21 protein-coding genes are annotated in these 25005 nt (G+C 34.7%); 5 read left to right on the forward strand and 16 right to left on the reverse strand.

Features of this window, described 5'->3' with window-relative positions:
• Positions 1 to 8 precede the first annotated feature (8 nt).
• The 6 genes from VIX88_RS08795 to VIX88_RS08820 all read right to left on the reverse strand — a co-directional run bounded on the left by VIX88_RS08795 (position 9) and on the right by VIX88_RS08820 (position 4903).
• A complete protein-coding gene (locus VIX88_RS08795; protein WP_064971145.1) occupies positions 9 to 1292 on the reverse strand; it encodes an NAD-dependent succinate-semialdehyde dehydrogenase in 1284 nt (427 codons plus the stop codon).
• 356 nt (positions 1293 to 1648) lie between these two features.
• Positions 1649 to 2188, reverse strand: coding sequence for a hypothetical protein (locus VIX88_RS08800; protein ID WP_064971146.1), 540 nt, complete (start codon positions 2186 to 2188; stop codon positions 1649 to 1651).
• Positions 2189 to 2390: 202 nt separating this feature from the next.
• Positions 2391 to 2921, reverse strand: a complete 531-nt coding sequence (locus tag VIX88_RS08805) for a hypothetical protein (protein ID WP_310503739.1) — start codon at positions 2919 to 2921, stop codon at positions 2391 to 2393.
• Positions 2922 to 3118: 197 nt separating this feature from the next.
• Positions 3119 to 3997: an IS982-like element ISRa1 family transposase gene (locus tag VIX88_RS08810; RefSeq protein ID WP_127919813.1), complete on the reverse strand. Its 879-nt coding sequence runs from the start codon at positions 3995 to 3997 to the stop codon at positions 3119 to 3121.
• Between the two features lie 86 nt (positions 3998 to 4083).
• Positions 4084 to 4464 carry a hypothetical protein gene (locus VIX88_RS08815; RefSeq protein ID WP_214193765.1) on the reverse strand — a complete coding sequence of 127 codons (381 nt, stop codon included), beginning with the start codon at positions 4462 to 4464 and terminating at the stop codon, positions 4084 to 4086.
• 1 nt (position 4465) lies between these two features.
• Entirely contained in the window at positions 4466 to 4903 is a 438-nt protein-coding gene (locus VIX88_RS08820; RefSeq protein WP_127919919.1) for a hypothetical protein, read from the reverse strand.
• 296 nt (positions 4904 to 5199) lie between these two features.
• Between VIX88_RS08820 and VIX88_RS08825 the strand changes: the two genes are divergently transcribed.
• Together VIX88_RS08825 and VIX88_RS08830 are read left to right on the forward strand one after the other, a co-directional pair.
• On the forward strand, positions 5200 to 5463 hold the full coding sequence (locus tag VIX88_RS08825) for a hypothetical protein (protein ID WP_064971151.1): 264 nt from the start codon (positions 5200 to 5202) through the stop codon (positions 5461 to 5463).
• A 117-nt stretch (positions 5464 to 5580) separates the two neighbouring features.
• Positions 5581 to 6459, forward strand: coding sequence for an IS982-like element ISRa1 family transposase (locus tag VIX88_RS08830; RefSeq protein WP_004918508.1), 879 nt, complete (start codon positions 5581 to 5583; stop codon positions 6457 to 6459).
• 28 nt (positions 6460 to 6487) lie between these two features.
• Here the strand turns inward: VIX88_RS08830 and VIX88_RS08835 are convergent, their stop codons facing one another.
• From VIX88_RS08835 to VIX88_RS08855, 5 genes are all read right to left on the reverse strand, one after another.
• Positions 6488 to 7096, reverse strand: a complete 609-nt coding sequence (locus VIX88_RS08835; RefSeq protein ID WP_081276933.1) for a polymorphic toxin type 23 domain-containing protein — start codon at positions 7094 to 7096, stop codon at positions 6488 to 6490.
• Positions 7097 to 7120: 24 nt separating this feature from the next.
• Positions 7121 to 7636, reverse strand: coding sequence for a hypothetical protein (locus VIX88_RS08840; RefSeq protein WP_064971091.1), 516 nt, complete (start codon positions 7634 to 7636; stop codon positions 7121 to 7123).
• Between the two features lie 184 nt (positions 7637 to 7820).
• Positions 7821 to 8699 (reverse strand): IS982-like element ISRa1 family transposase, encoded by an 879-nt coding sequence (locus tag VIX88_RS08845; protein ID WP_237190265.1) that lies wholly within the window; start codon positions 8697 to 8699, stop codon positions 7821 to 7823.
• Between the two features lie 80 nt (positions 8700 to 8779).
• A complete protein-coding gene (locus VIX88_RS08850; RefSeq protein WP_250206818.1) occupies positions 8780 to 15613 on the reverse strand; it encodes a polymorphic toxin type 23 domain-containing protein in 6834 nt (2277 codons plus the stop codon).
• A gap of 25 nt (positions 15614 to 15638) precedes the next feature.
• Positions 15639 to 16106, reverse strand: a complete 468-nt coding sequence (locus VIX88_RS08855) for a T9SS type A sorting domain-containing protein (protein WP_237190268.1) — start codon at positions 16104 to 16106, stop codon at positions 15639 to 15641.
• Between the two features lie 55 nt (positions 16107 to 16161).
• On the opposite strand from VIX88_RS08855, the gene VIX88_RS08860 reads away from it, so the two are divergent.
• Entirely contained in the window at positions 16162 to 17040 is an 879-nt protein-coding gene (locus tag VIX88_RS08860) for an IS982-like element ISRa1 family transposase (RefSeq protein WP_214193766.1), read from the forward strand.
• On the opposite strand, the gene VIX88_RS08865 is transcribed toward VIX88_RS08860, so the two are convergent.
• The 4 genes from VIX88_RS08865 to tilS all read right to left on the reverse strand — a co-directional run bounded on the left by VIX88_RS08865 (position 17020) and on the right by tilS (position 22630).
• Complete coding sequence (locus VIX88_RS08865) at positions 17020 to 18096, reverse strand: hypothetical protein (RefSeq protein ID WP_237190269.1); 1077 nt, start codon at positions 18094 to 18096, stop codon at positions 17020 to 17022. The two genes, VIX88_RS08860 and VIX88_RS08865, sit on opposite strands and share 21 nt — an antisense overlap.
• A 178-nt stretch (positions 18097 to 18274) precedes the next feature.
• Positions 18275 to 19033 (reverse strand): alpha/beta fold hydrolase, encoded by a 759-nt coding sequence (locus tag VIX88_RS08870; protein ID WP_064970491.1) that lies wholly within the window; start codon positions 19031 to 19033, stop codon positions 18275 to 18277.
• A 231-nt stretch (positions 19034 to 19264) separates the two neighbouring features.
• Positions 19265 to 21337, reverse strand: a complete 2073-nt coding sequence (locus tag VIX88_RS08875; RefSeq protein ID WP_214193767.1) for a protein-disulfide reductase DsbD family protein — start codon at positions 21335 to 21337, stop codon at positions 19265 to 19267.
• A gap of 9 nt (positions 21338 to 21346) precedes the next feature.
• Positions 21347 to 22630, reverse strand: a complete 1284-nt coding sequence (gene tilS, locus VIX88_RS08880) for a tRNA lysidine(34) synthetase TilS (protein ID WP_064970493.1) — start codon at positions 22628 to 22630, stop codon at positions 21347 to 21349.
• Between the two features lie 74 nt (positions 22631 to 22704).
• Between tilS and VIX88_RS08885 the strand changes: the two genes are divergently transcribed.
• Both VIX88_RS08885 and serS read left to right on the forward strand, forming a co-directional pair.
• On the forward strand, positions 22705 to 23208 hold the full coding sequence (locus VIX88_RS08885) for a hypothetical protein (RefSeq protein ID WP_185126654.1): 504 nt from the start codon (positions 22705 to 22707) through the stop codon (positions 23206 to 23208).
• 48 nt (positions 23209 to 23256) lie between these two features.
• The gene (gene serS / locus VIX88_RS08890; protein ID WP_109475277.1) at positions 23257 to 24525 is read left to right on the forward strand and encodes a serine--tRNA ligase; all 1269 of its coding nucleotides are present in this window, start codon (positions 23257 to 23259) and stop codon (positions 24523 to 24525) included.
• 142 nt (positions 24526 to 24667) lie between these two features.
• Here serS and VIX88_RS08895 read toward each other — a convergent pair whose 3' ends face one another.
• Entirely contained in the window at positions 24668 to 24937 is a 270-nt protein-coding gene (locus VIX88_RS08895) for a hypothetical protein (protein ID WP_064970512.1), read from the reverse strand.
• Between the last annotated feature and the right edge of the window lie 68 nt (positions 24938 to 25005).

A 25005-nucleotide genomic window follows, 5' to 3' on the forward strand; every position in this document is an offset into this window, starting at 1 on the left:
ATTTGATTTTAATTTCCTACGATGGTTTTAGGATAAGTAAACTCTTTAAGGGCTAGGGCAGATAATTCTGTTCCGTAGCCTGATTTTTTAGCTCCACCAAACGGAAGTCTTGGGTCGGATTTGGTCATAGAATTGATAGCCACAGTGCCAGAATTTAGTTTTAGAGCAAAATCAAGGGCTTTGTTTTGGTTTTTAGTCCAGACGGAGTTTCCTAATCCAAACGGAATGTCATTGGCTAAGTCTAGGGCTTCATCATCGGTTTGAGCTATCATTACCATACCGAGAGGTCCAAATAATTCTTCGGCTAAAATAGGATTTCCTTTTTTTACTAAGATAAGCCCTGGTTTAAATTCTTTATCAGACAATCGTTCTAAGGGAATGATGATTTCTGCTCCGTTAGTAATTGCTTTTTGATATTGTTGTTCTAGTTCATCAGCGAGGTCTTTTCTTGCCATACCCGACAATATGGTGTTGGGATTTAGAGGGTCTGATGGTTGATACTTTTGATAGGCTTTAGTAAACAACTCCAAGAAAGCATTGGCTATATTATGGTGAATGATAAATCTTTTGGCAGCAACACAAGTTTGTCCACAGTTTTGTAATCTTGCTAAAGCACCTACTTCTGCCGCTTGTTCTAAATCAGCATCTTCTAGAACAATAAACGCATCGCTGCCTCCAAGTTCTAAAACTGATTTTTTGATTTCTCTTCCAGCTATGGAAGCCACACTACTTCCAGCCAAATCACTTCCTGTAAGGCTTACACCTTGTACAGCAGGGTGTTTTAGTATGGTTTCGATGTCTTGATGTCCTACTTTTAAATGCTGGAATACGCCTTCAGGAAACCCAGCTTTTAGAAAAGTCTCTTCTATGGCATCTCCACTTTGGGTACAAATGGAAGCGTGTTTTACGATAACGGTATTTCCTGCTAAAATAGTAGGCACTGCAAAACGAAGTACCTGCCAAAAAGGGAAATTCCAAGGCATTACACCTAAAATTACCCCTAGAGGCGTATGGTGAACTTGGCTAATATTAAAGTCTGTTTGGATATGTTCTGGAGCTAATACATTAGCGTCTATATTGGTGTAAAAGCGAGTCATCATTGCTGATTTTTCTACCTCCGACAAGGCTTGAGAAATGGGTTTATTCATTTCTGTGGTAATGATATTAGCATAAGTGTTTTTTTGCTCGTCTAATATATCTGCTAAGTTTTTGAATAATAGTTGTATCTCTTGAAAAGAGCGGTTTTTCCATTGGTTAAATTCGGTATTAGCAAGGTTAATTTTATCAATCATTCTTGTTTATTTTTTTAGTTGAAGCCTCCCTATTTAAGGGGAGAAAGCTACAAATTTAAGTATAAAATGTTGGATTTTGTTAAGTTTATACTCTTAATATTGATGGGTTTTGTCATTTTGGCAGTCTTTTTTTACAGGGTATCGCTTCGGGGTAGGTTCGAGAGGCGCTCGAGAGAACTTCGACTAAACCTCAAAATCTGACTTTGCTTTTTGGAGCAGGTTTTTATAGAACACTACTTTTACTCCTATTCATAAGATTTAGTCGCAAATTTAATCATTATTTCCCAGCCTTAAGCCCTAAAAAAATACAAAGTATTTTATAAACAATTATCTCCACATTTTGTGGGGATTTGTAATTATTTTAAATATTTATCAGGATCGTTTATGCACTCTTCTAAATCAGGATATTTTCCCGACTTATACCTTCTTAAAGTCTCATTAAACAATGAATCAGAATATTTCTTTAAATCTTCGCTATTATAAAAATCAAACATTTTCATTAAACTTAAGGTAGGTTTATGATTATAGTTTTCAAAATGATAGTTCTCAAGATAATTCTTTTTCTTCCATTTTTCTACTATAAAATTTCCTAAAACATCTTTGTATTCAAAGTCGTCTCTGCTTTCTCTTAGGGAAATTAATATACACTTATCATAAACCAATTTGGATTGTGAAATATCCAACAATTCCTTTTGGTTTTTTAATCCATATCTTTCCCTCATTTTTTTTTGATCATCTTCATAAATAATAATCGCCAAATCTTCTTTTCTATAATTCACTAATTCCCTAATTGTATTTTCAACATTTCCGTGTGAGGCAACTCTTGAAGATGTCTCACTTTTATTAGCATTGCAACTAAAAAGAAAAGTTAAAATTAGTAGATTGAAATATTTCATGATATACTATTTTATGGGAAGCCAATTTACTGTTTTCCAATTCTGATAATGATTAGTTCCAAGATTACCTTTATAGGCAACATCTACATGTAGGACAGAATTTGCACTTCTATATTGTGCTATAATACCTGTGACCGCAACATCTGACTGTTTATAGGGTTTGCCATATGTGTACTGTCCTCCAAAACTATTTAGATAATTATTAGTCATTCTTGTTGCAGACGTATAATATCTTAAGCCTCCCGCCTCCTATCCAATCTCCATTTACTGAAAATCCTGCTTTGTTCATAGCATAACTCAATCTTAAAGCACAAGTGTTACCTTGTAACTCATTATAAAGATTGGTTCGCTTATTATATTCCTTCTCTAGGGGACCTCCGATTTTTTTTACCAATTCATCAACCGAAACATCGCCTGGTTTCAAGTAGTTATCATAAATACTCTTTATTTGTTCTTCTGTGAAACCCTTTCTCTGCAATTCTGCTATACGAGATGCTTTGTTATTCATCGAGTGCATTGAGTGGCTTAACCCAGCGACAATACCACCTGTTACAGCCCCTTGCCAGAAATTTCCTCCAGTTAGTTCTGCGCCTATCCCACCAGATAATGCCCCAAAGAAAATTTGCCCACCTGCTTTACCTGCCCAATCACCTGCTATAGCGCCAAATCCACTGGCACCTAAACTTCCTGCAAATCCACTAACTGCAGAACTTAAAAAGTCTTGCCCTTGCATTAAACCTAATACTCCTTGGGAGATAGCGTGTGTACCTGCTTGTACTATAGCTAAACCTACTCCTCCAATAGATTCTTTTAAATTGCCTAAAAATGTGGTGAGTTTACAGTTGTAATTAATGAGAAAACACCCTTTCTGCTTTAATATTAGTTTTTATTACCCACTTATTATTTTCATAATAAAACTCGTTGTGCATTTTAAATAATACTGATTTTTAGATGATTTAATTTTCTTTGGAAGATAAATTTATTGATATATTGAATAACCGTTGCGGCGGTTATTTTACTGATTATCCTTGTTTTAAAGCCTTCAAAAGTTTTAGCATAGTTTCTTTTAATCATAAATTGGTCGCAAAGTTGAGAGAAAAATGTCTCAATTCGTTTTCGCTTTTTCTTGTACAATGAAAATTGAGGAATATAATCTTTCTGATTACTTCTCATTGGTGTATCTAATTTAATATTAGCATAGTTAAATAAATCTATTTGAACTTTTGCTGATAAATAGCCTCTATCTCCAATTAAAGTACAGTTTCGCATTTGCTCACCACTATCTTTTAAATAGTGGATGTCGTGAACGGATGCAGGGCTTATATCAAAATTCTTAATCACACCATTTAAAGAACATACTGCGTGTAGTTTATAGCCATAGAAATATAATTTCTGTGAAGCACAATAACCATATGTTGGTGAAGAATAGGATTGCTCTTTACAAATTTTTGAACGAGTAGAACGAGCGTTTTCACAAACTTTCATTGGCATGCTATCAACGATAAAAATATCTTCAAACTCATTGAACTCCATCGAAATACGCTGTCTAATTTGCTCTGTTTGTAGGGATAGTCTTCGTTTTCGCTTATTGTAAACACTTCTTTCAATTTTGTTTATCAGAGAGTTTGGCAATTTTCTAAATAACTGTAATTCGCTATCAATACTCAAGTATTCAGCAGTAATATTAAGACTTATGACTTCTAAATCGCTCATTTTAGGTGTTCTTCTCTGATAACTAATCAGTTGATTTTCTGAAAAAAGTCCTAAAACTTCCAAAATTCTTTCATATATTTGCTCTAAGTTGTTCATTTATATCGTTTTATAGCAAAAACAATATACTGATTTTCAGTCTAATAAACAACTCTTGTTTTTTTCATTTCATAATGCACAACGGGTTAATAAAGTAAATAAATAACAAGAATTTCTGATCTTATACATTTTTTATCTACAGCAATAAGAATTCTTTCACTATTAATAGCTCGTAAGGGTTTAGAGATCTTTGTTATACAATGAGATTCTAAATTACTTACTTTATTAGTAATTAATGCAGTATCTATTTTATATTTTTTTTCATTTTGTATTTTGAATCCCACTTCTTCAAATACACTTTCCTTAAAGTATTCTAAAGAATTTTTAAAATAATAAGGCTCGGTAGATAAATTCTCCAATCGTATATGTTTTTCTTTCAAAAAATGGTTGATTATGTCATATTCATTATGAGTAGAAGAGCAAGAGATTAAAGACAATAAACTAATTACGATTAATATTACTTTCATTTTATCTAAAATTTATATTGATTTTAAAAGCTGTATTGCTTAATAATTTCCAAATCTTTTGATTGGCCATCTGATAATTTACAGAATTAAATACACTAGAAGGAATAGAAGATCTTATCCCACTCCAGCCATTTATTTCTAGAAATTTTGTTCCATATTCTTGTATATGATAATGTCCAATGTTATCAAGCAATTCAGAGTATTTCTGAGCAGCGGGGCTTTTTAACTGAATTTCTCGACTTGCAATGTCACTTAGACCAGCATTAAAAATTCTTACATGATTAAGTTCATGTTGCATAACATATGCTAACTGCTCACGACTTGAAAAAGCATTATGAGATAAATACATTTCATGTACAGTTTGCTTCCCTCTCCAAAAACCATGATCTACAATATCTGATCTAGTGACCCCTAAAGCACTTTTTCCATCACTAGTCAATATATTTCCATCAGCTTGTATTCTTCCTCCAGGTGGTGCTCTATTATATATATTATTTTTATCAAGACCATCTTGTAATCCAAACTGTTTTTCATATAAATCTCTAGCGTAGTCTCGACTTCCTACGGGGGTATTTTCATCAATTCTATTCTCCGGGAATATCCTCTATATAAGAAGTTTTGCTAACTGTTTTTGTGGTATAATATTTTATGGTATAACTAACTGCTCCAACAGCACCTCCAATTATAGCACCTTTTACCATCCCTTCAAAAAAGTTTTGTCCAGAAATAATTGCGTTGACACCACCACTTCCTGCACCTGCTAAGGCTCCATTTCCTACGGTTGCCCAAAAGCTGCTCGTGCTAAAAACTTGTCCTAGTGCACCAGAAATAGCTCCCGTTAAAGCTCCTCCAAAAAATGCCTTTGCAAAACCTCCCCAAGAGAAATTTCCTGTTATTGCGGCTTGGCCTAAATATAAGCCTCTACCAATCCGCTTTATAAGCCTTCCAATCTTCGGGAACTTTTTCGGATTTTTGGTAAACTGTACATATAAATTCTGAATTCAAAAAAGCATTTTTATTTTCTAATAAACCCGTTGTGCATTATGAAATGAAAAAAACAAGAGTTGTTTATTAGACTGAAAATCAGTATATTGTTTTTGCTATAAAACGGTATAAATGAACAACTTAGAGCAAATATATGAAAGAATTTTGGAAGTTTTAGGACTTTTTTCAGAAAATCAACTGATTAGTTATCAGAGAAGAACACCTAAAATGAGCGATTTAGAAGTCATAAGTCTTAATATTACTGCTGAATACTTGAGTATTGATAGCGAATTACAGTTATTTAGAAAATTGCCAAACTCTCTGATAAACAAAATTGAAAGAAGTGTTTACAATAAGCGAAAACGAAGACTATCCCTACAAACAGAGCAAATTAGACAGCGTATTTCGATGGAGTTCAATGAGTTTGAAGATATTTTTATCGTTGATAGCATGCCAATGAAAGTTTGTGAAAACGCTCGTTCTACTCGTTCAAAAATTTGTAAAGAGCAATCCTATTCTTCACCAACATATGGTTATTGTGCTTCACAGAAATTATATTTCTATGGCTATAAACTACACGCAGTATGTTCTTTAAATGGTGTGATTAAGAATTTTGATATAAGCCCTGCATCCGTTCACGACATCCACTATTTAAAAGATATTGGTGAGCAAATGCGAAACTGTACTTTAATTGGAGATAGAGGCTATTTATCAGCAAAAGTTCAAATAGATTTATTTAACTATGCTAATATTAAATTAGATACACCAATGAGAAGTAATCAGAAAGATTATATTCCTCAATTTTCATTGTACAAGAAAAAGCGAAAACGAATTGAGACATTTTTCTCTCAACTTTGCGACCAATTTATGATTAAAAGAAACTATGCTAAAACTTTTGAAGGCTTTAAAACAAGGATAATCAGTAAAATAACCGCCGCAACGGTTATTCAATATATCAATAAATTTATCTTCCAAAGAAAATTAAATCATCTAAAAATCAGTATTATTTAAAATGCACAACGAGTTATTGGAAGTTTTTTTACCATGACGTAAATTGATTTCTTGTTCTATATTGGAAGTATGGATTGATAGCATTTGATAATACCCTAAAACCTGGCTGTAGGGAAAGAAATGTATGTGCAAGTCTATTTTGTATTGCGTGTCTAACATGTCTATCAGAATCAATACCTATTCTATAATTACCCCACCCCACATAAGCTGCACCTAATCTGTATTGTTTCCCATTTTCTTGTGCTAAACCATATTTTGACATAGCACCATAGCCAACATCATATTTCCCCAACTTCAAAATTCGTCTAATACTAGCGTCCGCCATTGTCATTAAATCAGCTCCTCTTTTTTCCTCATAACTGCTACTCAGTCGCTCTCCTGTAAACAGATTAAAACCTGCTTGAAAAGAACCAATACCAATAGTCATAGCAGCGGTTCGAAATCTGTCATGATTATCTCCAAGAATTTTCTCAGGAATTCCCTTAGCAAACGGGCTTCCATCATTTTCATAAGTCATTCTAAAATCTCCGTGCCTAAATCCTATGATTCCCGTCTGCTGTTCATGTAATCTACTCCATAGATTAGTTCCAAGATTTATTCCAAATTTGCCATCGTTATATGATCCTAAAAGTAACACTATATATTTTTATTACAAAGATCATTACTTTTGAATTTTTGGTAATTGTTTTCGCTTCTCGAAAACAGTAATCAATGGTTCATAGAATACAATCTTATCTCCTTCTAATCTACCTTTTTTAATATACTTATGATGCCAGTCTCCCGCATCCGGAGAACTTACAAAACGCTCTATTTCTATATTATTACCTATAATTCTATACCTTCCATAATGAAGCGTATTTCTATTTGCAATTTCATCAAATTTACCAAAATATAAAAGAGATTGACTTCTTACAAACCCATCATTATGAAAAATTAATATCAATGGATTTCTTTTTTCATCTTCATTGTAATATCTCCCCTCAAAAATTTGTACATAAAAGGCTGTGGTATCGATTTTTTTCAGACCCTCTATAGTTGGTATTTCTGTAAAGGTGTATCTTGTCTTATCATTTAATATATACTGTCCATATTCGTCTCTGTTTAATTTATATATTTTTTGCCCACAAGCAAAAAAAGAAAATAGATAAGAAAACAATACTATTTTTTTAATTACCATGATGTGAATTTATTTTTTGTTTGATAAAGTAAGTATGGATTTATGGCATTAGAAAGTACTTCAAATGCTCTTTGTCTGGCAAAACTACTATTGTGTATGAGCAGCCCTTGTATTGGGTATATAACATGTCTATCAGAATTTATTCCAATATTATAGTTTTTATAACTTATACTCGTTGTGCATTTTAAATAATACTGATTTTTAGATGATTTAATTTTCTTTGGAAGATAAATTTATTGATATATTGAATAACCGTTGCGGCGGTTATTTTACTGATTATCCTTGTTTTAAAGCCTTCAAAAGTTTTAGCATAGTTTCTTTTAATCATAAATTGGTCGCAAAGTTGAGAGAAAAATGTCTCAATTCGTTTTCGCTTTTTCTTGTACAATGAAAATTGAGGAATATAATCTTTCTGATTACTTCTCATTGGTGTATCTAATTTAATATTAGCATAGTTAGATAAATCTATTTGAACTTTTGCTGATAAATAGCCTCTATCTCCAATTAAAGTACAGTTTCGCATTTGCTCACCAATATCTTTTAAATAGTGGATGTCGTGAACGGATGCAGGGCTTATATCAAAATTCTTAATCACACCATTTAAAGAACATACTGCGTGTAGTTTATAGCCATAGAAATATAATTTCTGTGAAGCACAATAACCATATGTTGGTGAAGAATAGGATTGCTCTTTACAAATTTTTGAACGAGTAGAGCGAGCATTTTCACAAACTTTCATTGGCATGCTATCAACGATAAAAATATCTTCAAACTCATTGAACTCCATCGAAATACGCTGTCTAATTTGCTCTGTTTGTAGGGATAGTCTTCGTTTTCGCTTATTGTAAACACTTCTTTCAATTTTGTTTATCAGAGAGTTTGGCAATTTTCTAAATAACTGTAATTCGCTATCAATACTCAAGTATTCAGCAGTAATATTAAGACTTATGACTTCTAAATCGCTCATTTTAGGTGTTCTTCTCTGATAACTAATCAGTTGATTTTCTGAAAAAAGTCCTAAAACTTCCAAAATTCTTTCATATATTTGCTCTATGTTGTTCATTTATATCGTTTTATAGCAAAAACTCGTTGTGCATTTTAAATAATACTGATTTTCAGTCTAATAAACAACTCTTGTTTTTTTCATTTCATAATGCACAACGGGTAACTTATATATAATGCTCCTAACCTATATTTATTTCCTTGTTCCATCACAATTCCATTAGGGTAGTGTACTCTATTTTTAGTAGTTGCTGGTCCAACTTTATTCGCGATTCCATCCCAACTTCCCGTTTTTTCTTCAGCATAAAAACTCTTGGAATCCCTTAAACCTGTAAATAGTTTAACTCCTGCAGAAAAACCCGCATATCCAACTAAAGCTCTCGCAGTTCTATAGCTATCACCACCATCACCAAAATTGAAAAATCCATTTACATCTTTTTGGAAAGGTGTTCCGTCATTTTCATAACTCATTGCAAATTTCTCCCACCTCATGTTGACGAACCCCGTCTGCTGTCCTTTCCCATCAGTTATACCTCCGTTCCAATTATTTAAACCGAGCCCCAAACCAAAATTTCCATCATCATAATTTAGCATCGCTGATTTTCTAAATTCTATACCAGAGTTTCCACTTCCTTCGTGTGCACCGTAATTCATTATTCCAATACCTGCAGATATAGCAAAGTCTCCAGAGCGGAAAGTAGCACTAATATTAGCTCCAAACCCCCAGCCTTTGCCTATAGCTATGCTTGGAGAGAAGTTAAAGTCAAAGTTTCCGATGCTAATATTCCAAGAAGGTAAAATACTTGAAATAGCCTGTCCCCCCATTCTGTATAGTGTTCCAGCAGCGGAGCTAAATATTCCAGGGTTCATTCCTCCCGATATAGCTCCCGATATAGCTCCCGATATAGCTCCCATCAAAATAGATTTAGCAAAACTTCCCCAATTCCAGTTGCTGCTTATTACTGCACTTAATACGTAAGATGTAGCACCTACAATAGCTCCTGCAATTGCCCCCGCAACTACTCCAGCTAAAACTTCTCCTAAAATAGGAGTTAGGATAGCAAAAAAGAAAATTTCTCCACTTGGGTCATTGTACATCAGTGGGTTGTTTAGTACATACCCGTACTTGTTGTAGTTTTGGGTGTTAAAGGCGTCTTGTATGTTTTCATCTGCATTTAAGAATCTTCTTAGCAATGGGTCGTACAGCCTTCCGTTCATGTGTATTAAGCCCACCTCTGCTAGATGTTCGTGGCTGGTATAGCCTCTATCTGTTATTAAATTGCCACTGGCTAAATAATCTTTAATTTGGTTTTTATCTGTTATGGTGGTTTGTTCCCCAATCTTAAGATGGGTTAGGTTGCCCCAAGCGTCGTAGTGGCGTTGTTCTAGCTTGTTACCAGCTTCATCGCTTATGGCTAAAATACTGCCTAAATAGTCTTTGTGCAAAAACTTATAACTTGCTTGGCTTTCGGTATAGTTTTTAAGGTAAATAATATCACTCTCGTAAGGGGAGCCGCCTATATAGAGGGTGTGTTTTTCTCTGCCTGTGGCGTGGTCTAGTGTTACTTCGTAGCTACCGTCTTCGGAGTAGTAGCGGGTAAGTTTACCGTGTGAGCCGTTTGCTATTTTACCACCAAAAGTCATTACCTGCCTCATAGAAGATAGCCCATACTCAAAACGCAAGTCGCCCTTTACGCCTTGTATCAACAGAGGGTCGTTGTTCTCGTTATAGGAAATCTGCTGTACTAGGTCGTTTTTGAGGTTTTGCTCTCCTGTGGCATTTAGTGTAATAGCGGTAGGCTGATAGATTTTTTGGCTGTTGCCAAAGGAGATTTTGCCTAGCTGGTCGTTTTCTATAATCCTGCCTTGTGCATCATAGATGTTATGGTGCATTTGCCCTGTTACGGGGTTCGTCCAGTTGGTTAGGCGGTTGTTTTCGTCATAGGTGAAACTTTCTAGAATATTGAAGTCTCCTCCCGTGGTTCTAGAATTAAGTTCGTTTTTGATGGCATCAAACCTATAGCTTATCTGTAAAATACTAGGCTTTCTTGCGGAAGAGTGGTTGATATTGGTTAAGAAGCCGTTGGTATCATAGGTGTTTTCAATTGTGCTAGCGCCTAGTTTAGCCTGTGTTACTTGCCCTTTGGCGTTATGCTGTTGGAGCTGCCAAAGTACTTTTCCAGAGGTCTTGTCCTTAAGCTGGTACAGAGCGCCAGACCAAGGGTCGTAGATGTTCTCTATAAGGGCTTTAGTATAAGTTCCACCAGAGTAGAGGCTTTTTTCGTAAGAGATAACTCGGTTTTTGTCGTCGTAAACAATATCCTTCTGCATAAAGTACCTGCCATTGTTTTCTTCTGAAGAAGAAAGCACTCTACCAAAGCCATCATATACCAAAGATGAGGTATAGGTTTTGCCCTTGGATACTCCCGCTTTTTTAACCACCAAGCCTTTGGCATTATAAGTATAGCTAATGCTTTTATCGGTAGCATTGGTATTATCGGTAGAGAGTTCTCTTTGTGAAACGAGTTGCCCTTTGGTATTATAGGTATAGGTTTTGGTACCTTTAGGGCTTATGGTTTTGGTGTTTTGCCCAAAGCCGTTGTATTCGTATCTATAAATGCCGTTAGAAGGGTCGTTAAACTCTATTTTTCTGCCCCAAGCATCATACTTTGTGGTTACCGTATTGGTGCTGTATTTTGCTTCTATCTGCTCTCCTGCGGCATTGTATTTAAAGGCAATAGTACCGCCTTTATCTGCCGAGGAGCTAATATTCCCTAGTGCATCAAAAGTTTGCTTTTTAAAGCGGTTATTGGCGTTGGTCTCGGTAGTAGTTACGGTATTTTGGGTATATTGGGTGGTAACTATTTTGCCTGTGAATGCCGTTGCCTTTATTGGGCGAGAATATTCGTCGTATTCTATGGTATTCCACTGGGTAGGGCTTTGGTGGTCAAAATAAGGTTCGGACTCGTTTGTCTTTCGACCTAAACCATCAAAAATAACCGACTTAGACACCCATTGGTTTCCAAAGGCTTTTGAGGTAGATTTGTAAGTTTGCCCAATTTTATTGGTAAACGAAATACTAACACTTCCGTCTGGGCTGTATTCTGTAGTCTTGGTATCTCCATTGCCTAGTTTTTCGTAGGTATAGGTACTTACACCTCCCAAATTGGTCTTAGCGGTTAGTAGTTTCCCCCAAGCATCATAAGTATTTGTAAGCTGGTTGCCCAATGGGTCTGTTTGGGTAAGTACTTGCCCCCAGTCGTTATAAGTAATGTGGGTAACTAGCCCTAAGTTATCTGTTTTTTTGACTACAAAACGACCTTTGGATTCGTATTCTGTTTTTGAGTTTTGGGTGTGGCTATCTACACTATTAGTAATGGTCTTTTGTATAATGTTCCCAAAGCCGTCGTAATCATAAGTTTCTTGTAACCATCCTGAGTTATCTCTATTCCAAGTTTTAAGAGTTTTAAGGAGGTTATTCTCGTAGGTATATTCTTCCTTGGCTCCTTTGGAGTCGCCATAGGCTTGCATTAGTTCTGTCTTAGAGCGAGGTCTTCCTACATGGTAGTCTTTACCTGTAGCTGAGAGGTTGGGTGGAAGATACTCTAAATTAGTGGTAGATGTGGCAAAAACTGAACTTCCACTGAGGGTTTGGGTAATGGTACGAGTAGGGAGATAAAAATTATCATAGGTAATGGTGCTTTTTGTGGTAACATCTTTAATAAAGTCTTTAGAAGTGTTACGAACGGGTACCAAAGTCTTTACAATTCGGTTTCTATTAGTATCGGTTATAGCATCTACTTTCGCTCCATCTACAAGGAGATCGGTTCTGTATTCCGTAGTTTTTAAGGCTAGCAATTTACTGTTGCTAAAGGATAAATCAGACGGGAATATCTCGGCCTCGTTGGTGGTTTTGATACTCCATTCTTTAATAGGTACGCCCTCTTGATGTGGATCTATTTCTGCTCCGCTCCATACGATGGTGTTTCTAAATTCATCGGTGTACCAAGAGGAACGAGCGGTTTGGCGGAAACCAATCATTCCCCTACCTTGAAGGTGCGAAAGCAACCCTCGGTAACGGAAGTCTTGTTTTCTCCCTTCCTGATAAAGATTACTTACTACATAACTTTGATTAACTTTGTTTAGCGATATATAAGGGTAGCTTATAGCCCCCATAGGTTGATATATTGTTCTAGGTAATAACTCTTCATAAGTGATATTGGTTCTTAAATTACCTTGTTCAATAGAGGCCATTCTTGTTTTAGTGGGTAGGTTCTCATAATCAAGATAAATGGCATTAATTCTATCACAACCGTTCGTAGGACAGTCATCTGGTCTTCCTACCAAGATAATCTGTTGATTGGTTTTATTGATAAATAAGGGTTGGAAATAGATTACTTTCCCACCAAAATAATAAGAAGAAGATTTTGTGAGATTATATCTTAAAGGGAGATTTGTAGATGTTCCAAATGAGGTAGTTCTATAAGGACCCTTAGGTTTACTTACGGAGTATACATCAAGTGTAACGCTTGTGTTTTCTCTATCATTGTGGGCATTCCAATCATGATTTCTAATTACAACTTTAGATACAGTAATCTCTGACTTACCGTCATTATCCAAGTCCGTAGCACTATACTGGTAATAGGTTATAGTTCTACCAACACATCCAGATTCCAAAAAAGTGTTATGTCTATCTTCGTTTGTTATTTCTTGCTGTGAGGAAAAGTAAATGAATCCATTGTAATAATACTCTTTAAAACCACTACCTGTAGCAAAATAAAATTTCCAATGATACGATTTTTGAGCTTGAGGAACTGCCAAATCAATTTTTCCATCACCATTAAAATCACCCTTTATAGCATGTTGTACTAACCCACTTAGAGGTTGATTACTCATGATGGGAGTAAAAGAATACTGTCCAGAAGGAGATTTTTTGATATTGGATATATCACGGAGTAAATTATCATTTTCAATAATGTAAAGTTCATCAATACCATCACCATTAAAATCTGCTATTTCAAAAGGTTTTCTATAAATATAAGAATCCGAATATTTGTGATTGAATTTATAAAAGCTTTGTTCATAAGGAGTGTCTTGTTTTAAATCCAAAAACAAAGTGAACTGCTGGTGTTCTGATATTGGTTGAAATTTTTCGGGAGGTCTGATGTAGTTATAGGTTACCCTTTTTTCATTTTCGTTATCTTGTGTTATATAATATTCTGTATTATCTGATAAAAGTGTATTATGTATCTGTTCTTTAGATATATCTTTTGTTTCATTGAGTATGTTAAGAGAATCTTTATTCTTCTGATCAAAAGGTGTCGGTAGGAACGGATCTGTACTAAAAAAGCATTCTCTTGAATAGCTAAACTCAGCTAGAATTTCAGAAATACCATCCCCATCATAATCATAGGCTAGTAAAGAAGATAATGTTGTAGGAGAAGTATGGCACCCTAAATTATCTTCTGTATTTTCTGAGGGTTCAGAATTAGTTTTAAAATCTTCATATTTTAATGTTTTCGAATACTGGAAATCTAGAGTTTTGTTTTGTAGATTTACGGAATAAATTCTGAATTCGTAATCATAAACACTCATAGAGTTCTCCTTATATTTTTTTACAGGAATGACGATTCCAGCCGATGTCCCTACAATATTGTTATTTTTGTAAGTTACAATAGCTGCATCTCTAAAATTGTTGACAGAGAATTCTCCTCTGTTATAGGTAATGATAATAGGAGAAGAGTCATCTTTATATACCGAGTTTTTATAATATAAAGCTCCATTATATTCCATTTCTAAGAAATCAGTAACCCCATCAAAGTCAAAATCTCCATATTTTTTTGTATGAGTATTTTTTACTCCTTGTTCTGTTGTGTTTTTTCCAGCAAAAGTAGCAGGTTCTTGATATGAGAAAACAATAGGATTAGCAGCTTGACTTTCTGAGTTATATTCTGTAATTTGTTCTACTCTAGGATAGCCATCAATTGACTTATGCTGAAATACATACTTTTTGAATAGATTACCGTTGGTGATTACTTGAACGGTTTTTAGAAGATACTCTTGTATATGCTCTAAGCTATACGTATAAGAAATTTCTTTTATTTCTCTGTTGATATAAGCAAATTCTATTTTATTAAAATGGGGTTTATTTAAAGCTTCGTTACCTCCCCATTCAATACTAGATATGGCAGCAACATTATTAGACTGAGTATAATTATAGGTAATATAATTACCTTGGGCATCTTTCCACTTTACAATGTTGTATTCAATAGGAGTTCTTGCCGAGCTGGTTGTACCGTACCATGCTTGTGAACCATCCTCAAAAGTAACTTCCCAATATTCAGGTCCTTGGAAATAACCGTTGATACTCCCTAAGGATTTAATTTTAACATTGGAATATTTTTCGGTAATATATTCCGCTCCATTTTTGCCATATTCTCCTGATTTTAGGATTAATCTTTGACCATTAAAGCTGTAATAATCGTCATAATTAAGTTTAATCCCCTCTACTTTTCCATCTTTCTCTATCGTTTTCCCCATTCGGCTAATCGCTGTGATACCAGATAGATTCCAGCCATATCCCGCAATACCATTGCCACTACCACTGGTATAGACCAGATTGATTTGAGGGGCAACGCTCTTAACTCCAGGGGGTAATGCTATGGGTAGTGTATATTGTAGCTGACCGGAGGCTGTTACCTCTATATTTCCTTGTGTATCATGGAAATTACTAGTTCCTATAGTTCCGTTAGGGTTAGAAATTCCTGCATTGGAGTCTGACGGACTTGGGGAAGATTGTACATTTTCTCCAATCCTAGCAACAAAGACATTGTTTCCTTTTGCGTGAAATCCATTGGTTAAAATAATGGTATTAGGATCCTCTACTGTTCTAGATGAATTTTCTGGTTGATTGAGGATAGTTTGCCCAAATCCTAGGCTACAAATAAGGGTAAGTAAAGAGTAAAGTTTTTTCATAGGGAAAAAATGTTAGGAAGGTTCTTTATTCTTTTATGATATTTTTGGATATGGTCTTTCCATTTTTCAGCTGAAAACTCAAAATATAAACTCCTGTACGATTAGGTGTTAAGTCTATTTTAATTTCTCTATTAAGATGAGATATATTTTTCTGAGTGAACAAATTTGTTAAAAGATTATGTTCATATAAAGAAACATGGTCTATTAAGTCATCTACTTCGGAACTCCATCTTATGGTTAAAATGTCTTTTACAGGAATAGGATAAAGTTCTATATTAGTTAGAAATATATCCTCTTCTTTGGTGTTTTGGTGTTCAATGATTACCAATTTTTCCTTTTCGGTATTGGTTTTTGATAAGGATTGTATATTGTTATCAGGTCCTCTGTAAATCTGATTACCAGCTTCGTCGTACTGTATGACTATTTTTGTTTGTGCTAGACTAGTAGAAAAAAATAATATAACCCGTTGTGCATTATGAAATGAAAAAAACAAGAGTTGTTTATTAGACTGAAAATCAGTATATTGTTTTTGCTATAAAACGATATAAATGAACAACATAGAGCAAATATATGAAAGAATTTTGGAAGTTTTAGGACTTTTTTCAGAAAATCAACTGATTAGTTATCAGAGAAGAACACCTAAAATGAGCGATTTAGAAGTCATAAGTCTTAATATTACTGCTGAATACTTGAGTATTGATAGCGAATTACAGTTATTTAGAAAATTGCCAAACTCTCTGATAAACAAAATTGAAAGAAGTGTTTACAATAAGCGAAAACGAAGACTATCCCTACAAACAGAGCAAATTAGACAGCGTATTTCGATGGAGTTCAATGAGTTTGAAGATATTTTTATCGTTGATAGCATGCCAATGAAAGTTTGTGAAAACGCTCGTTCTACTCGTTCAAAAATTTGTAAAGAGCAATCCTATTCTTCACCAACATATGGTTATTGTGCTTCACAGAAATTATATTTCTATGGCTATAAACTACACGCAGTATGTTCTTTAAATGGTGTGATTAAGAATTTTGATATAAGCCCTGCATCCGTTCACGACATCCACTATTTAAAAGATATTGGTGAGCAAATGCGAAACTGTACTTTAATTGGAGATAGAGGCTATTTATCAGCAAAAGTTCAAATAGATTTATTTAACTATGCTAATATTAAATTAGATACACCAATGAGAAGTAATCAGAAAGATTATATTCCTCAATTTTCATTGTACAAGAAAAAGCGAAAACGAATTGAGATATTTTTCTCTCAACTTTGCGACCAATTTATGATTAAAAGAAACTATGCTAAAACTTTTGAAGGCTTTAAAACAAGGATAATCAGTAAAATAACCGCCGCAACGGTTATTCAATATATCAATAAATTTATCTTCCAAAGAAAATTAAATCATCTAAAAATCAGTATTATTTAAAATGCACAACGAGTTAATATAGGTAGAATAGAAACAATAGCCTTCATGATTATTTTTGTTTTTGAGTTTTTCTATGCGTTTTTTGAGTTCTTTATTTTGTTTATTTAGCTCAATGGTATAGAGTGTAAGTTCTTCTATTTTTTGAAGAAGTTTTATTTGAAACTCACCAATATTTACGCCTTCTTTCTCCATTTGAGTAGCGGAAGCTATTTCTGGCAGATGCTTTTTATCCCTGATGTGTTTTTCAATTTCTTCTAATTTTGGTAGCCGATAATCTTCTGCAAAAACAAAATCGGCTGTAGGTGTTGTGGTTACTTTGACTTCTTTTGCTTCAAACTTTCCTGTAGGTAAAGACATATTTCCATTATCGGAAATTATAAGCCGAGCTGTTCTCATAGAGTGATCGGATGAATAATTCCAAAATTGAAGGGAATTACCATACTTTCCAGTCATATTATACAAAACCCAACGATAAGCATGGTTGGTATTGCCATGTTTTCTAGGGTTGTGAAGTGTAAGAGAGCCTCCCTCATCTGAGTCTATAGAAGAGGATAGAGAACCATTTATATTAAAATTAGAGTTATATATTTCAGAATAATTATTTTTATATGGTAAGGTAAGTCGCTTATCTCCATACAAAGGTTCATCTACTATAGACCAATTTTTATAGTATTCAGGATTTTCACTTCCAGAAGCCCTTACTGAAAATCTCACAAAATATATTTTATCCTCCATAAAAATAACTACTTTGCCATCTTCATTTGCTAGTGTAATTTTAGGAGAGAAAGAACCATAGGACGAAATTTGTGAAGTAGGGGCATGGAATTCGCCTTGATAGATATAATAGTTTATGATAATACCAATACTTTTTCTTGCACCATAAGCATAGCCTTCCAATATTATACTAGGCATCTGAAAAGTAGAGAACGGTAAATTTGTTTTAATTTTCAACCCGTTTATAGGGGTGCTTCTAGTTGAGTAATTAGCAACATCGTGATATTGAGATTTACAAAAGATAAATAAAATAAAAGCAAATAAAAAAGATAGTTTTCTCATAATCTAAGTGTTATATTATTTGTTTTCAAAGTTAAAAAAATTAACATAACAAGCAAATTTTAACTTAAAATTAACACTATGGAATATAAAATTTTGTTTTACAATACTTTATATCGTGGTTGTTTTAAGTCATAGGAGTGCTTTTAGCATTATTAGTTACCAAAATAGTGTTGTAATTTTAGTAGCTTAATTCTTCATTGATAATTTCCGCACAATTTTTAGGGAGTTCCCAATGTCCGTTGTGTCCACAATCTAGGAGGTAGTGCTTTATAGACGCTCTTTGTGGCAAAAGATTAAGCAATGCTTCGTGGTTTACAGCAGCATCGTGTCGCCCTGCCAATACCAGTACTTTGGTTTCTATCTGTTCAAGTAGATTTCGTTTATCTGTTCGTTCAATCATACCTTTTACGGCGGCTAGAGCCCCCTGTGTAGGCGTACTTAGTGCGATTTTCTTGGCTTGTTCTATTTTAGAATCTAGCTGTTCTCTCTCGTTTGGATTGAACAAAAGCGGAACGCCAGCTCTTACATAAGTAGAAAAACTTTCTTGTATAATTCTAAAACTTTTTCTTCTCAGTTCCTTTTTAGCGTCGTCATCAGCTTGGAAGGTAGAGAAAAAAAGCGTGAGACTTTTAAGTTGTGTATGCCATTTTTCTGCAAAAGCAAGACTTACATAACCGCCCATAGAATGCCCCAAAATATGAAACCTAGACAGACTGAGGTGGTCTGTTACCTTTTTCACTTCTTCTGCCATAAGTTCCATTGTATGGACATCGCCCATCACCTCCGATTGTCCGTGTCCTGGTAAATCTATTTTGATTAGGCTAAAATGCTCGGATAAATACGGCTCCAAATCGTTCCAAATACTATTGTTTTCCAAAAAACCGTGCAACAAGACCAAAGGCTCTTGTCCCTCACCAGAAATCTCGTAATTAAGCATATTCAGCAGAAAGTTATTTTTTTATAATACTAAGATAAGGGCGTATCCCTTTGCCTAGGCTATTCCCACAGCTAGGATCGGGCTATGGCTTCTACTCCTCGGTCATTGCCGCTCCGCTTCGCTCCGCGGCTTCTTCCCTGTGGGGTATCCGCTCTATCCCTTACGCAGTAAGCGTTTATACAAACAAAATCCCTCCACTAGACTTTAAGGAAGGGATTTTGTATTTTTAAATTACTTTTTATTTTTTTTGAACCAATTTACACCACATTCTAAGAATTGTTTAAACTCTTCTTTTGGCATATATCCAGAGACAGGTTTATTGATGACTTTTCCGTCAGGTGTTACCAAAACATAATGGGGTTGAGAATTATTATTAAAATTCACTTGTTGGAAAAGGCTCCAGCGGTCTCCTATTGTTTTCACTTTTTTCTTCTGACCGCCACCCATATCTATTTTTATTTGTTCGTTTTCAGGAAGTTCTTCTTTATCATCTACATATAAGGACGCTAGAACAACTTCATTTTGTAAGATAGGCAAGATGTCAGGTTCAGACCATACGAACTCTTCCATTTTTCTACAGTTTTCACAACCATAGCCTGTAAAATCTATCAGTATAGGTTTGTTTACCTTTTTAGCTTGTTCCAGAGCTACGAAAAAGTCGTGTTCTGGGTGCATACCTAAGATGCCTTCTTGCTCGTTGTGTAAGTAGCTTACGTTGATAGGAGGTAAAATGCCACTTAGTAGTTGTAATTTGGGCCTGTCCGAAGGAACTAGCCCTTGAATTAGATAAATAACAAACCCAATCCCAAGTACTCCGAAAACCTTACGAGTGGTGGATGTTTTGGCGTTTTTATCATCGTGCGGAAATCTTATTTTTCCAAATAGATATAATACAAGTCCTATGGTGATGATAATCCACAATACAATGAAAAGCTCTCGTTTTAATAAAAAAGTTTTAGATACAAGGTCGGCTTTAGAAAGGAATTTAAGAGCCAAAGCTAACTCTATAAAACCGAGTATTACTTTTACGGTATTCATCCAGCCACCAGACTTTGGTAAAGATTGTAATGCTTGAGGGAACAATGCCAACGCCCCGAATACAATAGCCCAAGATAGCCCAAACCCAGCTAAGGCAAAGGTGAGGAGCATTGGTACATCACTAGAGCCAGTAACGGCACTACCGAGTAAGCTACCAAGTATAGGACCCGTACAAGAGAATGATACAATTACTAAAGTAAGAGCCATAAAGAAAATACCAATCAATCCACCTGCTTCTTCTGCTTTAGACGATTTGTTGGCAATCCAGCCTGGGAGTGTAATATCGTAATATCCAAAGAAGCTCAATGCAAAGAATAAGAATATCCCAAAGAAGAACAAATTAAGCCAAACATTGGTAGAAATATTATTAAAGATATTTCCAGAAATTCCATCTATAATATGGAAAGGGATACTCAATAAAATAAAAATTACCAAGATAAATATTCCGTAAATAATAGCATCTCGTTTACCTTTAGCCTTATTGGCAGCCCCTTTGGTAAAGAATGAAACCGTAAGCGGAATCATAGGGAAAACACAAGGTGTTAATAATGCAATAAGCCCTCCAATAAAGCCTAAAATAAGAATCCACCAGTTGCTAGAACTTTCCTCTTCTGTTGCCACGCCGCAGTCTGTAAGTGGTGTTTTAGGATTTAAAGATTCTACCTTTAGAGAATTTTCTCCTTGTAGCACTTGTGCGGACGGTGTTGTATTTTCTGCTGAGGTTAGATTTGTATTTTGGTTTACTGTATCTTTAATAGTCTCTTGTAATGGTGTTTGTTCGCTTTCTTTAGAGTTGGTCTCTGTGAGATTGACTTTAATTTTTTCCTTAAATTCTAAAGTGTTAGGAGCCAAACACACACGGTCGTTACAAGTTTGATAAGTAATTTCTACATTTACATCTGCAGGTTTGGAAGCGTCTTTTAGCTTAAATTTCTGTTTGAATGTGGCAGTATTAGAGAAGTAAACAATCCTAGCACCAAAGGCTTCTGAAAATTCATCGTGTTTTTTACCAATTTCTACAATTTTACCCACAGGAATTATATTCGCTCCTGAAACTTTCATTTCAGTAGGAATACCACTGTCTTCGGGTAAATCTTTGGAGTAGATATGCCAACCATTTTCTAAGGTAGCAGTAAGGACTGCCTCATACTCTTGGTTACTAAGTTCATTAACTTTTAGTTTAAATTTTACGGGGTCTTTTATCTGAGCCGAGAAGTTTACGGCTAGCATAGTCCACCATAAAAGTAATAAGTGTCTCAGTTTCATAACTTTTTATTATAAAATAATTTTGATGTTTTTTTCTGTTTTGTCATTAGAGGCAAATCTGCCGTCTTGTCTCAAAGGTACAATGCCTAAAACACGATTTTCGTTATCGCAAAGCAACCAAATTTTTGATTTTGCTAAAATAGACAATTTTTCGTCTTTAAAAAACTTAGAAACCTTTTTTCTCCCCATCATTCCTTTTGGATAAAAGAAGTCGCCAGCCTCTTTATGCCTCAATTTTAGAGGTAAAGAAATTTGTTCTGCATCAAAGTTCCATTCTAAAATCTCTTTTTTTTCGTAGGTTATCCATTGGTCTAGTTTTATTTCCTTTTCGCTGGGAAGTGTGATATCTTCATCATTATTTGAAATAGGTTCTTTCTTACTAATAATGAATTGCTCTCTGTTGATAAGGCATTGGTATCCGTTGGAATAAAACGATTTCCCAGTTTCTGCTGTAAACATCTTACTAATTTCCGCTTTATTGCTAAATCCAAATCTATTGAGTATTTCAAATTGAATAAAGCTAGATTCTTTTTCTAAAGCGTGTCGGTCTATAATAGTTTCACATTCAGTGCTTATTGAAAATTCTTTTATTTTGTATTCAATTTGTTGATTTATAAAGTGTTTGGCTTCAGATAAAAAATCAATACTCTTTCTAAAATTATCCAAAAAATCAGGATTGATTTCTTCTAGATTTGGAACAACAGAATGTCTTATCTTGTTTCTAAGATAATCTTGTTTTTGGTTAGATTTATCTTCTCTAAACGCTACGGAATGTGCTTCTGCAAAATGATAAATTTCCTCTTTGCTAAAATCTAGTAGAGGGCGTAAAATTTCGTTTTCGTTATTAGGAATACCAGCTAATCCTTTAATACCACTACCTCTAGAAAGATTGATGATAAAGGTTTCTAGCTGGTCGTTTAAGTGGTGAGCAGTTACGAGGTGGCTTAGACTCCGATTTTTCATAATGTCTCTAAAGAACTGATATCTAAGCTCTCTTGCCCATAGCTGGATAGACCCCGAAGGTTTTTCATCTTTTTCCGAAACGGTATAACAATGAAACGGAATATGGTGCTTTTCGCAGAATTCTTGTACTAATGCAGCGTCTTTATCCGAATCTTCGCCTCGTAATTTATAGTTGATGTGAACAATTTCTATTTTAGCATTTATTTGTGTCATCAGATGAGCCAATACCATAGAATCTGCTCCGCCACTTACCGCTAATAGAAATTGATGTTTGCTGTAGTTAGGTAGTAGCTCCTTTAGTTTAGTTTTAAATAAATCCACGGAAATCATTGTCCAAAGATACAAGAAAATTAGGTAGTGAAGAAGCCAGTATAAATCCGCTAAAACTTAGTATATTTGTGATAATGAAAAGATACACAGTTTTTATAATTTTACTGTTGGTATTTTCTTGTAGGAAGGAAGATGCTGAGGTACAGTATATAGACCAAACGATAGATATTTTTCTAAAAGATACTTCGGGTAGAGATTTGCTTAATACCAATACTTCTCAAAATAGAGCTAGTTTCACTTTGAGTGATTTGGGAGGAGCGTATAGCTCGGTTAATCTATCTTCGGGGTTTTCTAGGAGGATGGGCGTAGACTCCATCTATTATATCCAATATATTTCTGGTGCAACTAGAAATTTAAAGGATTCGGTGTCTCCTAGTTTAAAATACTATCAATCGGATATTGCATTTAATTGGAAGAAAAAACTAACGGATTCTACCTCCGTCACAGAAATAGATACAATGAGAGTTATTTACTCTTGGCAGCCAAGTCTTTTTCAAGTCAAAGAAATTTTTTGGAATAATAATCAAATTTTTTCTAAGCAAAGTCAGGCGAGTAATGTTATTACAATCGTAAAATAATGCTTACTTTTGTGGAATATATAAACTCCTTATTTTAAATAAATATCAATGTTACAAGTTCAATTTTTAAGAGAGCAAAAAAGCCGTGTTTTAGAAGGGCTTAAAAAGAGAAATTTTAAGGAGCTAAACCTTGTAGATGAGGCAATAGCGACTGATGACGAAAGAAAGAAAATACAGTATGAGTTAGATGAAAATTTAGCTCAAATGAATAAAATTTCCAAAAAGATAGGGCTTCTAATGAAGGAAGGGAAGAAGCAAGAAGCAGAGGAGGCTAAAACTAAAACAGGAGAGTTTAAGCAGAAATCGCAGGATTTACAACAATTATTGAAAGAAAAAGAGGAGTCTCTACTGAATATTCTTTATCAAATCCCAAACATACCATCAGATATTGTAAAAGCAGGTAGTTCGGCAGATGATAACGAGGTGGTGTATCAGTCTTGTGATACTTTTGAAATGGGAACAGAGGCTTTGCCACACTGGGAACTCGCTAAAAAACACAATCTAATTGATTTTGAGCTGGGGGTGAAAATAGCGGGAGCAGGTTTTCCTGTTTATTTAGGGAAAGGAGCTAGGTTACAAAGGGCTTTAGTACAGTTTTTTCTTGATAAAAATACTGACGCAGGTTACCTAGAGGTAAATCCACCACATGTAGTAAATGAAGCCTCTGGTTATGGTACTGGGCAACTTCCTGATAAAGAGGGGCAAATGTATTTTGTAAATGAGGATAATTTATACCTTATTCCTACAGCAGAAGTGCCTGTAACCAATATTTATAGAGATGTAATCTTGGAGGAGAAAAAACTTCCTGTAAAGAATACGGCTTTTTCTCAATGTTACAGAAGAGAAGCGGGAAGCTACGGTGCTGATGTGAGAGGACTTAACCGTCTTCATCAATTTGAAAAAGTAGAGATTGTAAGACTAGAAAAACCTGAAAACTCTTACGCTGCACTAGATGAGATGGTGGCTCATGTAAAGTCTATTTTAGAAGATTTGGGATTGCCATTTAGAATTTTGCGTTTATGTGGTGGTGATATGGGCTTTACTTCTGCACTTACTTACGATTTTGAGGTGTGGAGTGCGGCTCAACAGAGATGGTTGGAGGTATCTTCAGTGTCTAACTTTGAAAGCTTTCAAGCTAATAGATTGAAGTGTAGATATAAATCAGGAGATGATAAACCTCAGTTAGTACATACATTAAATGGTTCTGCGATGGCTTTACCTAGAGTAATGGCAGCTCTTTTAGAGAACAACCAAACGAAAGAAGGTATTAAAATTCCAGAAAAGCTAAGAGCGTATACAAGATTTGAGAGTATATAAAAGAACTCATTTTAAATATAAAGAATAAATAGGCTATCTCATTAAAGAAATAGCCTATTATTTTATCACATCATTATATTGAAATGAAAAAAAAGACACTCTAAATTTAGAGTGTCTTAGTTTGTTGTATATCGCTTAAAGACTACTTAGTAGCTTCTTTTACTTTGTCAGCAGCGTTGTCAACAGCACCTTTAGCAGCGTCAGCAGCAGCATCAGCAGCAGCACCAACACCTTCAGCAGCTACAGTAGAAGCAGAGTCTACAACAGTAGCAGCAGAATCAACAACAGTAGCAGCAGAATCAACAGCCTCAACAGCAGTAGAATCTACAGCAGCAGTTTCAACGTTTTCAGTTTTTTTACAAGCTACAACAGCTAAAGCAGCAACAGCCGCTACAAATAATGACTTTTTCATAATTTTAAATAATTTTTTAAATTTGTTTCTTTTTGTTATGTTACTCTGTTCATTCATTTGAACAAGGC

The sequence above is a fragment of the Riemerella anatipestifer genome, from assembly GCF_035666175.1.
Taxonomy (GTDB): domain Bacteria; phylum Bacteroidota; class Bacteroidia; order Flavobacteriales; family Weeksellaceae; genus Riemerella; species Riemerella anatipestifer_D.

What these genes read in the sequence shown, in the direction of transcription:
- VIX88_RS08885 (WP_185126654.1), top strand. Translation starts at nt 22,705, where the DNA reads ATGAAAAGATACACAGTTTTTATAATTTTACTGTTGGTATTTTCTTGT.
- VIX88_RS08865 (WP_237190269.1), bottom strand. Translation starts at nt 18,096, where the DNA reads ATGAGAAAACTATCTTTTTTATTTGCTTTTATTTTATTTATCTTTTGT.
- VIX88_RS08875 (WP_214193767.1), bottom strand. Translation starts at nt 21,337, where the DNA reads ATGAAACTGAGACACTTATTACTTTTATGGTGGACTATGCTAGCCGTA.
- VIX88_RS08800 (WP_064971146.1), bottom strand. Translation starts at nt 2,188, where the DNA reads ATGAAATATTTCAATCTACTAATTTTAACTTTTCTTTTTAGTTGCAAT.
- VIX88_RS08840 (WP_064971091.1), bottom strand. Translation starts at nt 7,636, where the DNA reads ATGGTAATTAAAAAAATAGTATTGTTTTCTTATCTATTTTCTTTTTTT.
- VIX88_RS08850 (WP_250206818.1), bottom strand. Translation starts at nt 15,613, where the DNA reads ATGAAAAAACTTTACTCTTTACTTACCCTTATTTGTAGCCTAGGATTT.
- VIX88_RS08810 (WP_127919813.1), bottom strand. Translation starts at nt 3,997, where the DNA reads ATGAACAACTTAGAGCAAATATATGAAAGAATTTTGGAAGTTTTAGGA.
- tilS (WP_064970493.1), bottom strand. Translation starts at nt 22,630, where the DNA reads ATGATTTCCGTGGATTTATTTAAAACTAAACTAAAGGAGCTACTACCT.
- VIX88_RS08795 (WP_064971145.1), bottom strand. Translation starts at nt 1,292, where the DNA reads ATGATTGATAAAATTAACCTTGCTAATACCGAATTTAACCAATGGAAA.
- VIX88_RS08830 (WP_004918508.1), top strand. Translation starts at nt 5,581, where the DNA reads ATGAACAACTTAGAGCAAATATATGAAAGAATTTTGGAAGTTTTAGGA.
- VIX88_RS08815 (WP_214193765.1), bottom strand. Translation starts at nt 4,464, where the DNA reads ATGAAAGTAATATTAATCGTAATTAGTTTATTGTCTTTAATCTCTTGC.
- VIX88_RS08805 (WP_310503739.1), bottom strand. Translation starts at nt 2,921, where the DNA reads ATGCAAGGGCAAGACTTTTTAAGTTCTGCAGTTAGTGGATTTGCAGGA.
- VIX88_RS08845 (WP_237190265.1), bottom strand. Translation starts at nt 8,699, where the DNA reads ATGAACAACATAGAGCAAATATATGAAAGAATTTTGGAAGTTTTAGGA.
- VIX88_RS08870 (WP_064970491.1), bottom strand. Translation starts at nt 19,033, where the DNA reads ATGCTTAATTACGAGATTTCTGGTGAGGGACAAGAGCCTTTGGTCTTG.
- serS (WP_109475277.1), top strand. Translation starts at nt 23,257, where the DNA reads ATGTTACAAGTTCAATTTTTAAGAGAGCAAAAAAGCCGTGTTTTAGAA.
- VIX88_RS08895 (WP_064970512.1), bottom strand. Translation starts at nt 24,937, where the DNA reads ATGAAAAAGTCATTATTTGTAGCGGCTGTTGCTGCTTTAGCTGTTGTA.
- VIX88_RS08860 (WP_214193766.1), top strand. Translation starts at nt 16,162, where the DNA reads ATGAACAACATAGAGCAAATATATGAAAGAATTTTGGAAGTTTTAGGA.